The organism is Pseudomonas sp. SDO5532_S415, assembly GCF_054071155.1.
In genome coordinates this window covers 19,946-33,023 of the sequence record NZ_JBSVWS010000046.1, presented here as the reverse complement: position 1 = coordinate 33,023, position 13,078 = coordinate 19,946, and the positions used below count along the sequence as shown (strand labels likewise).

The 13,078-nt window shown below is 54.7% G+C and carries 11 protein-coding genes; 9 read left to right on the top strand and 2 right to left on the bottom strand.

The genetic code is table 11. The features are described 5' to 3' along the window. Positions 1-189: 189 nt before the first annotated feature. From ACW9HW_RS13460 to ACW9HW_RS13450, 3 genes are all read left to right on the top strand, one after another. Positions 190-696 (top strand): very short patch repair endonuclease, encoded by a 507-nt coding sequence (locus ACW9HW_RS13460; RefSeq protein ID WP_457400256.1) that lies wholly within the window; start codon positions 190-192, stop codon positions 694-696. Continuing rightward, positions 657-1,907: a type II restriction endonuclease gene (locus tag ACW9HW_RS13455; protein ID WP_457400255.1), complete on the top strand. Its 1,251-nt coding sequence runs from the start codon at positions 657-659 to the stop codon at positions 1,905-1,907. The genes ACW9HW_RS13460 and ACW9HW_RS13455 overlap by 40 nt, the downstream gene beginning before the upstream one ends. A gap of 74 nt (positions 1,908-1,981) precedes the next feature. Further along, complete coding sequence (locus tag ACW9HW_RS13450) at positions 1,982-3,595, top strand: hypothetical protein (RefSeq protein ID WP_457400253.1); 1,614 nt, start codon at positions 1,982-1,984, stop codon at positions 3,593-3,595. Between the two features lie 122 nt (positions 3,596-3,717). On the opposite strand, the gene ACW9HW_RS13445 is transcribed toward ACW9HW_RS13450, so the two are convergent. Continuing rightward, a complete protein-coding gene (locus tag ACW9HW_RS13445) occupies positions 3,718-4,965 on the bottom strand; it encodes a ribonucleotide-diphosphate reductase subunit beta (protein ID WP_095193262.1) in 1,248 nt (415 codons plus the stop codon). A 540-nt stretch (positions 4,966-5,505) separates the two neighbouring features. Beyond that, positions 5,506-5,769, bottom strand: a complete 264-nt coding sequence (locus ACW9HW_RS13440) for a DUF2790 domain-containing protein (protein WP_095193263.1) — start codon at positions 5,767-5,769, stop codon at positions 5,506-5,508. A 463-nt stretch (positions 5,770-6,232) separates the two neighbouring features. Between ACW9HW_RS13440 and acs the strand changes: the two genes are divergently transcribed. From acs to ACW9HW_RS13410, 6 genes are all read left to right on the top strand, one after another. Then, positions 6,233-8,188: an acetate--CoA ligase gene (gene acs / locus ACW9HW_RS13435; RefSeq protein WP_457400251.1), complete on the top strand. Its 1,956-nt coding sequence runs from the start codon at positions 6,233-6,235 to the stop codon at positions 8,186-8,188. Between the two features lie 698 nt (positions 8,189-8,886). Next, complete coding sequence (locus tag ACW9HW_RS13430) at positions 8,887-9,663, top strand: ABC transporter substrate-binding protein (RefSeq protein WP_457400250.1); 777 nt, start codon at positions 8,887-8,889, stop codon at positions 9,661-9,663. A 90-nt stretch (positions 9,664-9,753) separates the two neighbouring features. Next, positions 9,754-10,443, top strand: coding sequence for an ABC transporter permease (locus tag ACW9HW_RS13425; RefSeq protein ID WP_095193266.1), 690 nt, complete (start codon positions 9,754-9,756; stop codon positions 10,441-10,443). After that, positions 10,440-11,138: an ABC transporter permease gene (locus tag ACW9HW_RS13420; protein ID WP_095193267.1), complete on the top strand. Its 699-nt coding sequence runs from the start codon at positions 10,440-10,442 to the stop codon at positions 11,136-11,138. Before ACW9HW_RS13425 ends, ACW9HW_RS13420 begins: the two co-directional genes overlap by 4 nt. A 1-nt stretch (position 11,139) precedes the next feature. Continuing rightward, entirely contained in the window at positions 11,140-12,252 is a 1,113-nt protein-coding gene (locus ACW9HW_RS13415; protein WP_457400247.1) for a M14 family metallopeptidase, read from the top strand. A 28-nt stretch (positions 12,253-12,280) separates the two neighbouring features. Continuing rightward, positions 12,281-13,045 carry an ABC transporter ATP-binding protein gene (locus ACW9HW_RS13410; RefSeq protein ID WP_007971015.1) on the top strand — a complete coding sequence of 255 codons (765 nt, stop codon included), beginning with the start codon at positions 12,281-12,283 and terminating at the stop codon, positions 13,043-13,045. Positions 13,046-13,078 lie beyond the last annotated feature (33 nt).

Below are 13,078 nucleotides of genomic sequence, written 5' to 3'. Positions count from 1 at the left end.
AGAAACTGGCGGCTTGAAAACCGTAACTGGTGTCCAGAATTACTTGACCAGTTCACCCCTCCAGCAGGAAGTCCGGAGCACTTGCGCTCCGGCGCGTCGATCGACATTCTCGAATGCATCGGATAGCTCACATCAAGCCTTGAGGGCACTCGCTCCTAAGGTATACAAAGGGGAGTAGCTATCGATTGCATGGGGGATGGTTTTTTGGTCGATATTGTGGACGTGGCAACACGCTCTCGAATGATGGCTGGCATTCTGGGTAAAAATACCAAACCAGAAGTTCTAATCCGTAAAGCCTTGCATGCACGTGGCTTTCGCTTCCGCTTGCACGTTAAACATCTCTCCGGTAAACCTGATCTGGTCTTACCAAAATACAACGCAGTGGTGTTTGTACACGGCTGCTTTTGGCATGGACACACCTGTCGATATTTCAAAGTCCCCCAGACGCGGCCTGATTTTTGGTTGGAGAAAATCGGTAAAAATCAGATCAGAGACCGATCCCATGAGACTTCCCTATTGGGGCAAGGGTGGAGGGTTCTTGTCGTTTGGGAGTGCGCGGTAAGGTCAATGAAGCGAGAAAAATCTTCTTTGCTGATTGACCTAATAGCTGAGTGGCTGATAAACGGTAATGAACATTTACAGATAGATGAAAAAGCATGTTCAGCGACCGAATCAGTGATTACTTCGAAGGTGTAGCTGCCAAGTATTTGAGCGCAGTGGATGCAGATCCAGGTCGTTCTCATCAGCACGAAATTGGTGGTCTTCCTGCCGCAGGATTCAAGCAGTATCTAGGTACTCCCGGCAAAAGTGAGGAATTTCGATTCAGCGCCAAGCAAATTTATTTTACGGATGAGTCCGTTGCCCCCGAGATCAGTGAGGGGATGGTCACTTGGTACGACTGCAGACGAAAACAACCTCATCGAAGCGCTGAATTTCGCCTCTATTACAATACGAATGCAGTAACCGAATTGCTCGATGAGGGCGATTTTCTTCTAGTGGCGAAGATGCGTGACGGCACATTGCTGATGATATTCACTCCAGCAGGGAGTTCGATAGAAAGCCAGTTGCGACTTCTATTTGGTCTGGATCATGTAGGCGAAAGCTTTACCTCGGGAACGTTGGATTCTGTACAGCTGCTTCTGCCATTGCGACTAATGCTGGAAGATTTGGGGGTTGAAGTAAGTCGAGTTGAAAAGGGAGATGATACCTGGCTTGAACAGCTTATCCATTTGTTTGGTGGAAAGGCGTTTCCAACGACCACCGCATTCTCGGTTTATGCAAGAAAATCTATTGAAGAGATGGTTGATCCTCTTCGGAACCCCGATCAGACCATCCTTGATTGGATGGAGCATGAAGAAAAGCTCTTTCGCATTTACGAGCGACACTTGGTTCAGCAGCAACTTCGTAATGGATTCGGTGAAGAAGGTGATGATGTAGATGAATTCATCAACTTTTCTTTAAGTGTGCAAAATCGTCGGAAATCCAGGGTGGGTCACGCTTTCGAAGGCCATCTTGATGAGATTTTTCGGTTGCATAATTTGCGCTTTCAACAGGGGCGAGGTAAGGGGTTAACAACTGAAAATAACTCTAGGCCTGATTTCATTTTTCCTGGCTTCTCTGAGTATCGTGATCCTGAATTTCCTGCAGGAAAATTAATTATGCTGGGCGCAAAAACAACATGCAAAGATCGCTGGCGTCAAGTTTTGACCGAGGCTCACAGAATTCCCGAAAAACATTTAATTACTATGGAAGCGGCTATTAGTGAGCATCAGACTAAGGAGATGCAATCTCATCGCTTGAATCTAGTAGTGCCAGAAAAAGTAAAAGCGACATACACAGATGTTCAAAAAGCCTGGTTGATTGGTCTTGGTGAATTTATTGAGTTGGTGAAGCGGACTTTTGTATGAGATGTATCTGGATTTTGTGATTGTTTTTGCATGTGCAGAATAATATAACCGCATAGCTAAGCAAGGAGTTCAAGTTGGCATTCGAAGCGCTTACCCATCTGCATGATTTTGAAGTGAAGGGGTTTCCAGCGGAATGGTTGCCGTTAACACACCTTTATGATCCTGATCTTCCTCTCTTTCCAATTCTTTACTTTCATGAGCTTGATCCATTACTGAAAGATGGGCAAAGACCGGGAGAACGAGATAGGATTTTTGGCTATGTGTATAGCGTATCACTAATCAGACCCGGTAATACTATTCGAGTAACGCTTGCAACAAACAAAAATCTGTCAGATTCGAGTAACAAGCATTTCATCGCAGTTGCGGAAAATGCCGCGAGCTCTCGGCTCGGACTCGATGATCCTGTTACTCAGGGCGATATAAGTAGAGCGTTTGTAGCTAATGGCTCACTAAATTCGGCAAATCAAGTGATTTATGAGTTATGGCAACAGGTAGTTACAAGTTCGTTTGGGGGGAAGTTACCATTTGGGAAGTGTTGGGATCCGGTTTTCGGTTTGGCAAGATTTATCGCTAGCTGGAATTCAGATGGCGGGAGGAAGGGTGAACTCATCCAGTTGCATTCTTATGCAGCTGCTTTTGGTCAAAAAATTAGTGTAGGCAATGGTATTCATGCTGATTTCTACTTGTTGCCGACGTGGTGCGAGTTTATCAATACGAACAATCCACTCGCAATTTTTCCCCGGTATGCCTCTCTAGTCGGCGCTAATGGTGCTGCTGCATTCTTTGCTAATAACTATACTCGGAAAATAAACGTTGGTGGTTTTTCATATAGTCGGTTTGAACTTCTAAAAGCAAAGCAGAAAATTGGATTGCAGTTCAAGAATTTGAATACGAGCGTGCTTGTTTCAATGATGAACCTTGCGCCAAAAAATGATGATATAAGAAAGTCACTTTTTGAGAATTATAATGCTTTTAATCGTGGGCCTCAAAGGGCGGTGCTCTCGCTTCTTATGCACTATGATCTTAGGAACTCGCAGTGGAGTCCTGAAAAACTAACTCAGCAGGACTGCGTGGCTCAATACACTTGTTTAAAGTCAAGCTACCAAAGTCCGAAAGTCATGCAGCTCTATGCGCAGCAATGTTTTGGAGCGGAAACTGTACTTCCAATCGACAATTGGATAGAGGTTTTTCTAAAAACACCGCTGGCCATGAGTGCTGCTAAAAATAAATTCCATGGGGTCGTATTTAGTAGCAGTTTAATTTGGGGGAAAGTTGAGCGTCTTATCTGGATGGCTGTGCAGTCTCGCAAAGTTCACGCTTCCGTAGCTGAAAATATTCTTTGGTGTGTTCGCTACGGTGGACCTAATAAGAAGATGAGGTCAGCGAATCCTCTTGGTTGCAAGGTGTGCGACCAGCATATACGAGACGTTTGTCCAGCCTACGCTAAAATAAAAAATTCACTAGTGGCCTTCAATAAGAGTGGCTTTGGGCAGGAGGAGTTTTTAATAGTAACTAATGAGGGGGATAATAATACCCAGGGGCAATTTTTTGTCAGTTGCACTGGGAGAGATGGATCATATGATGAATACACGCCAAAAGATAAGGAGGGGGCGTTTTCTTCATATCCAGACGCTAATCATGTTGGAGGAGGGAGTTTAGCTGTTCATCAGTTTGTTAGTATGTATTGATTTAATGTGGGCGTGGCTTTATTCGTGTGAATTTTATGCTTTAAGATTAAGTGTTGAGTTTCTCGAAATAAAAAAGGGGCTGCCTTGCGACAGTCCCTTTCGGCATCTTTGTAGTAATGGAATCAATCCCAGCTCAACGCCCCACCAGTCTGATACTCAATAACCCGCGTCTCAAAGAAGTTCTTCTCTTTCTTCAAGTCCATGATCTCGCTCATCCAAGGGAACGGGTTCGTAGTCCCCGGATACTCTTCCTTCAAACCAATCTGCGACAAACGACGGTTAGCAATGAACTTCAGATAGTCCTCCATCATCGCCGCGTTCATGCCCAGCACGCCGCGAGGCATGGTGTCGCGGGCGTATTCGATCTCCAGTTGAGTGCCCTGCAGGATCATCTGCGAGGCTTCTTCCTTCATTTCGGCATCCCACAGGTGTGGGTTTTCGATTTTGATCTGGTTGATCACGTCGATGCCGAAGTTCAGGTGCATGGATTCGTCGCGCAGGATGTATTGGAACTGCTCGGCGACGCCGGTCATTTTGTTGCGGCGGCCCATGGAGAGGATTTGGGTGAAGCCGCAGTAGAAGAAGATGCCTTCCAGAACGCAGTAGTAGGCGATCAGGTTGCGCAGCAGTTCCTTGTCGGTTTCGACGGTGCCGGTTTCGAACTTCGGATCGGAGATCGAGCGGGTGTATTTCAGGCCCCAGGTGGCTTTTTTCGCGACCGATGGGATCTCGTGGTACATGTTGAAGATTTCGCCTTCATCCATGGCCAGCGATTCGATGCAGTACTGGTAGGCGTGGGTGTGGATCGCTTCTTCGAACGCCTGGCGCAGGATGTACTGGCGGCATTCCGGGTTGGTGATCAGGCGGTACACGGCCAGGACCAGGTTGTTGGCAACCAGGGAGTCGGCGGTGGAGAAGAAGCCGAGGTTGCGCATCACGATGCGGCGCTCGTCGTCGGTCAGGCCTTCCGGGTTTTTCCAGAGGGCGATGTCGGCGGTCATGTTGACTTCTTGCGGCATCCAGTGGTTTGCGCAGCCGTCCAGGTATTTCTGCCAGGCCCAGTCGTACTTGAAGGGCACGAGTTGGTTGAGGTCGGCGCGGCAGTTGATCATGCGTTTTTCGTCAACGGCGACACGGGCGGAGGCGCCTTCGAGTTCGGCGAGGCCTTCGGCGACGTCGAGGGAGTCCAGGGCGGCTTTGGCGCGGGCAACGGCGGCGGAGTCAGCGGCGGTCACGGCGCGGGCTTCCAGGGCGGCGGCACCACCGGCGCTGTCGAGACGGTCCATATTGGCTTCGGTGGCGTGGCCGGCGTTGGCGCTCTTGGCCGCTACTTCCGTGTCTTCTTTGTCGAATTCGTCCCAGCTCAGCATGACGTGTCGTCTCCTGCGTGAGGGCCAGTGTGCCCGTGTGAAAATGGATGGTCTGGTTTTTCACACGGCCGTACTGGCCGCGTTGATAGCGTTTTTTGCAGCGGTACACGCAGGCAAATAAACATAATTTTGTACGGGTACTGAGAGCCTCTGACGGGCGCAAAAGTCGGTGAGGACTTCGGCGTGGGCTTCAGACTGGCTGTCATCCCTGTAAGGGAATATTGCAGGCCCGTTTAAGGCGGCATTATAAGGAAATTTTTACGGCCGTGGTGGGGCGAATCCGCGCATGGAGCGGTCGATGAGCAGGGTTTTTCGGTCGGAGCTAGGGATTATAGGGCTTTGCCGGGTGCAGATTTTTTTTCAGAAAAAAAGCTTGATATCGGATTTGCTCAAGAAGTGATCAAAAAAGGCCTTTTTTCACTACATCTTGTGTTTCGAAACGCTTTTCGATGACTCCAGACACAACTGAGCCCGACCGAAGCCGGGCTGAAATCGACCCTCGGCGTTGCGCTGAAAAGGGTGCGATCCGGTGCAGTCTGATCAGCCGCTGGAGCAGCCATTGCCCATGACGCTGTAGCGCAGAATATGGCGTTGGCCTTTGGAGTCGTCGTATTCCATTTTCATCGGGACAACTTCACAGACATTGGGCACTTCGCTCATGGAAATAACGTTGGCGATGTCCAGGTGCATTGAGTAGGTGTAATCCTCAATAGGCGGTTGTTGCTGTGCGACATCAGTCTGGACCTCGTCTGCCATGGCGGTTAAGCACAGACTGCCGAGAGCCAGTACCCATAAAGCTTTCATCTGATTTTTACCTTTTTAAGGTCGAATGGGGTCACGCAACCTTTTTGGGGTTGCGTGTGGAACTGCGCTACTTGGTTTGGGTTAACGGCCTTCGTGGGGGCTGTAACTGGGTTAACTCAGGTTGCCGGGTTGGCGAGGCGAATTTTAGGCGCGGGGGATACGTTCATATAGACGTGGTTCTGATAAACACTTTTGACAGATCCTGTAACAATCCCTGAATAGCCTCCATTTCTGTAGGAGCGAGCTCGCTCGCGATGAACCTGAGGGCTGCGCGGGGTGTCAGGCTGGGCGAGTTATCGTTGACGACTTCGCGAGCAGGCTCGCTCCCACAGGAACTGCGGCGATACGGCTATCCACGACATTTTGTAGGGCCTTGTTACTACCATCGTCGAATGGTTCTATGGCGCCGGCCCGGCTAAAACGGGGGCCATACAAAAACAACTATTCCACCGAGGTAAGAAAGATGAGTGCGGCTTCTCTGTATCCCGTTCGTCCCGAGGTTCTGGCCAATACGCTGACTGACGAGGCGACCTACAAGGCCATGTACCAGCAGTCGGTCGTCAACCCGGACGGTTTCTGGCGCGAGCAGGCCAAGCGCCTCGACTGGATCAAGCCTTTCACCACGGTGAAGCAGACTTCCTTCGACGATCACCATGTCGACATCAAATGGTTCGCCGATGGCACCCTGAACGTTTCCTACAACTGCCTCGACCGTCATCTGGCCGAGCGCGGCGATCAAGTCGCAATCATTTGGGAAGGGGATGACCCTTCCGAAAGCCGCCACATCACCTACCGCGAACTGCATGAACAAGTCTGCAAGTTCGCCAACGCCCTGCGTGGCCAGGATGTGCACCGCGGCGATGTGGTGACTATCTATATGCCGATGATTCCCGAAGCCGTGGTCGCCATGCTGGCCTGCACCCGGATCGGCGCGATTCACTCGGTGGTGTTCGGTGGTTTCTCGCCGGAAGCCCTGGCTGGCCGCATCATCGACTGCCGCTCGAAAGTGGTGATCACTGCCGACGAAGGCATTCGTGCCGGCAAGAAGATCCCGCTCAAGGCCAACGTCGACGACGCGCTGACAAACCCGGAAACCAGCAGCATCCAGAAAGTCATCGTGTGCCAGCGCACCGGTGGCGACATCAAGTGGAACCAGCACCGCGACATCTGGTACGAAGACCTGATGAAAGTGGCCGGCACCGTTTGCGCGCCAAAAGAGATGGGCGCCGAAGAAGCGCTGTTCATCCTTTACACCTCCGGTTCCACCGGCAAGCCCAAGGGCGTGCAGCACACCACCGGCGGCTATCTGTTGTACGCGGCCATGACCCATGAGCGCGTGTTCGACTACCGCCCGGGTGAAATCTACTGGTGCACCGCCGACGTCGGCTGGGTCACCGGCCACAGTTACATCGTCTACGGCCCGCTGGCCAATGGCGCAACCACGCTGCTGTTCGAAGGTGTGCCGAACTATCCGGACATCACCCGTGTGGCGAAGATCGTCGACAAGCACAAGGTCAACATCCTCTACACCGCGCCGACCGCGATCCGCGCGATGATGGCGGCGGGTACTGCCGCTGTTGAAGGCGCCGATGGCAGCAGCCTGCGCCTGCTCGGTTCGGTGGGCGAGCCGATCAACCCGGAAGCCTGGGACTGGTACTACAAGAATGTCGGCCAATCCCGTTGCCCGATCGTCGATACCTGGTGGCAGACCGAGACCGGCGGCAACATGATGAGCCCGCTACCGGGTGCCCATGGCCTCAAGCCGGGTTCTGCGGCACGTCCGTTCTTCGGCGTGGTGCCGGCCCTGGTGGACAACCTGGGCAACATCATTGAGGGCGAGGCCGAGGGCAATCTGGTGATCCTCGATTCGTGGCCAGGCCAGGCGCGTACGCTGTACGGCGACCACGACCGTTTCGTCGATACGTACTTCAAGACCTTCCGTGGCATGTATTTCACCGGTGACGGTGCTCGTCGTGATGCCGATGGTTATTACTGGATCACCGGTCGTGTGGATGACGTACTCAACGTTTCCGGCCACCGCATGGGCACCGCCGAGATCGAAAGTGCGATGGTTGCTCACCCGAAAGTTGCCGAAGCGGCAGTGGTCGGTGTGCCGCACGACATCAAGGGGCAGGGAATTTATGTCTACGTCACCCTGATCGCTGGCGAAGAAACCAGCGAGCAATTGCGCCTGGAGCTGAAAAACTGGGTGCGTAAAGAGATCGGCCCGATTGCTTCGCCGGATGTCATCCAGTGGGCGCCGGGGCTACCGAAGACTCGCTCGGGCAAAATCATGCGGCGGATTCTGCGCAAGATCGCGACGGCGGAATACGAAGGGTTGGGGGATATTTCCACCCTGGCCGATCCGGGTGTGGTGCAGCATTTGATTGATACCCACAAGACGATGAATGTTGCGTAAGTAGCGTTCGGCGTTATCGAAGCCCTGTCAGGTGTTGCACCTGATGGGGCTTTTTATTGCCTGGGGTTTTGTGTTGTCTGGGCTGGCCTCTTCGCGAGCAGGCTCGCTCCCACATGGGTCGAGTTGAAGCACAAATCTCTCATACCCCACAAATCCCCTGTGGGAGCGAGCCTGCTCGCGAAGGCAGTCGATCAGACACCACATAAACATCAGCCAATAATTATCGGCTTCCACTGGAGGCCCTTTCCCACTGTTACCTGTCAGTTCTCAAGTAACTCAATGTGTAACCGCTCTTGCCGATACGGGGCATTGGGAAACGCGAAAACCTGTGTGCGGACTGAAAAAACCCTCGAGAAAAATAACACCCCACGCCAAGCTTGCCGGATTAGAAGGGTTTGCCAATAATAGGCCCGCAATTTGCAACATAGATCGGTTTACTGTCTTTTGCTCTTGCATGATTTTGCAAGGCTGTCAACGTGCCCAAACGGCTTTCTCGGTGCTTCTGTAACTAGTTGTCGCATTGAAGAAATATCGGCTTCGGGCCTGTCGTTAGAATGCCGATCATTCGCTCGTCGTTGCCTGTGTTGAAATTTCGCACACGCAATGTAGGACGCAGCAACGCTTTCCGGTTCCACTCATTCGCATATTGGGCTGTCGCTCACTCTGCCGTTTTAGCCCTTTTCCGATGGAGTCCCAAGATGAAGAAACTCGTGCTGCTTGGCGCCCTTGCAATGTCTTGCGTGCTGTCCCTGCCAACCTTCGCCGACGAAAAACCTCTGAAAGTCGGCATTGAAGCGGCCTATCCTCCGTTCGCCTCCAAAGCACCGGACGGCAGCATCGTTGGTTTTGACTACGACATCGGCAACGCACTGTGCGAAGAGATGAAGGTCAAGTGCGTGTGGGTCGAGCAAGAGTTCGACGGTCTGATCCCGGCACTCAAAGTACGCAAGATCGACGCGATCCTGTCGTCCATGTCGATCACTGAAGACCGCAAGAAGTCCGTGGACTTCACCAACAAGTACTACAACACCCCGGCGCGTCTGGTCATGAAGGCCGGCACTCAGGTCAGCGACAACCTGGCCGAGCTCAAAGGCAAGAACATCGGCGTGCAGCGTGGTTCGATCCACGAGCGCTTCGCCCGCGAAGTCCTGGCTCCGCTGGGTGCCGAGATCAAGCCATACGGTTCGCAGAACGAAATTTATCTGGACGTGGCCGCCGGCCGCCTCGACGGCACCGTGGCAGACGCTACGCTGCTGGATGACGGCTTCCTGAAAACCGACGCTGGCAAAGGCTTCGCGTTCGTAGGCCCGGCCTTCACCGACGTCAAATACTTCGGCGACGGCGTGGGTATCGCGGTGCGCAAGGGTGACGCGTTGAAAGACAAGATCAACACCGCGATCGCTGCCATCCGCGAGAACGGCAAGTACAAGCAAATCCAGGACAAATACTTCGCCTTCGATATCTACGGCAAGTAACACGTCCGGCGACAAGTCCGAAATGGCGCAAGCAACAGGGTCTCTGCGGTTTGCGCCATTTTTTCATCCCAACTCTCGAGGACCTGAATCATGTTGAAAGGCTACGGGGCTGTCATCCTCGATGGCGTTTGGCTGACGCTTCAGCTCGCCTTGTCGTCCATGGCCCTGGCCATTGTTCTGGGTCTGATCGGCGTGGCACTGCGTCTGTCGCCGGTGCGCTGGCTGGCCTGGCTGGGCGATCTGTACTCCACGGTGATCCGCGGCATTCCCGATCTGGTGCTGATCCTGCTGATTTTCTATGGCGGCCAGGACCTGCTCAACCGCGTCGCGCCGATGCTGGGCTACGACGAATACATCGACCTGAATCCGTTGGCCGCCGGTATCGGCACCCTGGGCTTCATCTTCGGTGCGTACCTGTCGGAAACCTTCCGTGGCGCGTTCATGGCGATCCCCAAAGGTCAGGCCGAAGCCGGCATGGCTTACGGCATGAGCAGTTTTCAGGTGTTCTTCCGGGTGCTGGTGCCGCAGATGATTCGCCTGGCGATTCCGGGTTTCACCAACAACTGGCTGGTACTGACCAAGGCTACCGCGCTGATTTCGGTGGTGGGATTGCAAGACATGATGTTCAAGGCCAAGCAGGCGGCCGATGCCACCCGTGAGCCTTTCACCTTCTTCCTCGCAGTGGCGGCTTTGTACCTGGTGATCACCAGTGTCTCGTTGCTGGCATTGCGTCACCTTGAGAAGCGCTACTCGGTAGGCGTAAGGGCGGCTGATCTATGATCTTCGACTACAACGTCATTTGGGAGTCCTTGCCGCTGTACTTCGGCGGCCTGGTGACCACCCTCAAACTGCTCGCGCTGTCGCTGTTCTTCGGCCTGCTGTGCGCGCTGCCGCTGGGCTTGATGCGGGTCTCGAAAAACGCCGTGGTCAACATGACCGCGTGGCTCTACACCTACGTGATCCGCGGCACGCCGATGCTGGTGCAGCTGTTCTTGATCTACTACGGTCTGGCGCAATTCCAGGCCGTGCGCGAGAGCTTCCTCTGGCCGTGGCTGTCCAGTGCAACCTTCTGTGCGTGCCTGGCGTTCGCCATCAACACCAGCGCCTACACCGCCGAAATCATCGCCGGCAGCCTGCGTGCCACGCCGAACGGCGAGATCGAAGCGGCCAAGGCCATGGGCATGTCGCGGGTCAAGATGTACAAGCGCATCCTGCTGCCGTCGGCCCTGCGTCGCGCGCTGCCGCAGTACAGCAACGAAGTGATCATGATGCTGCAGACTACCAGTCTGGCGTCCATCGTGACCCTGATCGACATCACCGGTGCCGCGCGTACGGTCAACGCCCAGTTCTACCTGCCGTTCGAGGCGTACATCACCGCCGGCGTGTTCTACCTGTGCCTGACCTTCATTCTGGTGAAGCTGTTCAAGCTGGCCGAGCGCCGCTGGCTGGGCTACCTGGCCCCGCGGAAGCACTGATATGGAACGCATCGATCATGCATTGCCGTGGAGCCACCTGGGCAGCGAGCGCCAGATCTCGGTCTTCCGCTTCGGCAGTGGCGAGCGCAAGGCCTACATCCAGGCCAGCCTCCACGCCGATGAACTGCCAGGCATGCGCACGGCCTGGGCGCTGAAAAAGCGCCTGGTCGAACTCGAAGCCCAGGGCTTGCTCAACGGTGTGATCGAGCTGGTGCCGGTGGCCAACCCGCTGGGCCTCGGTCAACTGCTGCAGGGCAATCATCAGGGGCGTTTCGAGGCGGGCAGTGGCAAGAATTTCAACCGCGATTTCGTCGAACTCAGTGCGCCAGTGGCCGCCGAGCTCGATGGGCATCTGGGCGATGATCCGCACGCCAACATCCGTTTGATCCGCCAGACCATGAGCGATGTGCTGGCCGCGTTGCCACCGGCCAGCAGCCAATTACAGGGCATGCAGCGTGTCTTGCTCAGCCATGCCTGCACCGCCGATGTGGTGCTGGATTTGCACTGCGATTGCGAAGCGGCGCTGCACATGTACGCCTTGCCGCAGCACTGGCCGCAGTGGCGTTCGTTGGCTGCGCACCTGAATGTGCAGGTCGGCCTGCTGGCGGAAGATTCCGGTGGCAGCTCCTTCGACGAAGCCTGTTCGCTGCCGTGGTTGCGGTTGTCGCGTCTGTTCCCGGATGCGCAGATTCCGCTGGCGTGCCTGGCGACTACCATTGAACTGGGTGGTCAGGCCGACACCGGTCGCGCTGAGACCGAGGCGCACGCCGAAGGCATTCTGGCGTTCCTCGCCGAGCAAGGCCTGATCAGCGGCGACTGGCCGAATGCAGCACATGAGCCTTGCGAGGGCATGCCGTTCGAAGGCACTGAGTTGCTGTTCGCGCCGCATCCTGGCGTGGTGAGTTTTCTGCGTAGCCCCGGCGAGTGGATCGAAGCCGGTGATGAGATTTTTGAAGTGATCGATCCGCTGGCGGATCGGGTCAGCACGGTGTGTGCTGGTACGTCCGGGGTGCTGTTTGCCATTGAACGGCTGCGTTATGCCCAACCCGGTTTCTGGCTGGCCAAGGTGGCGGGGCGCGAAGCGCTGCGTCACGGGCGCTTGCTCAACGACTGACTGACTGCTTTTTGTGAGAACCGACCGCATGTACAAACTTGAAGTCCAAGACCTGCATAAACGCTATGGCAGTCACGAAGTGCTCAAGGGCGTGTCCCTGAAAGCGGCGGCTGGCGATGTGATCAGCATCATCGGCTCCAGTGGCTCCGGCAAAAGTACCTTCCTGCGCTGCATCAACCTGCTGGAGCAGCCGCACGCGGGCAAGATCCTGCTCAACAACGAAGAGCTGAAGCTGGTGGCGAACAAGGATGGCGCGCTGAAGGCCGCCGACCCGAAACAGCTGCAACGCATGCGTTCGCGTCTGTCGATGGTGTTCCAGCACTTCAACCTGTGGTCGCACATGACCGCGCTGGAAAACATCATGGAAGCGCCGGTGCACGTACTCGGTGTATCCAAGGCAGAAGCCCGCGAGAAAGCCGAGCACTACCTGAACAAGGTGGGCGTGGCACATCGCAAGGACGCTTACCCGGGCCACATGTCCGGTGGTGAACAACAGCGCGTGGCAATTGCCCGTGCGCTGGCGATGGAGCCCGAGGTGATGCTGTTCGACGAGCCGACCTCGGCGCTGGACCCGGAACTGGTCGGCGACGTGCTGAAAGTCATGCAGGCCCTGGCCCAGGAAGGCCGGACCATGGTGGTGGTGACCCACGAAATGGGCTTCGCCCGTGAAGTGTCGAACCAGTTGGTGTTCCTGCACAAAGGTGTCGTCGAAGAAAGCGGCAACCCGCGTGAAGTGCTGGTGAACCCGCAATCCGAGCGCTTGCAGCAATTCCTCTCGGGCAGCCTCAAGTAATCAAGACTGCCGTTGTGCACCGCGATAGTGCAT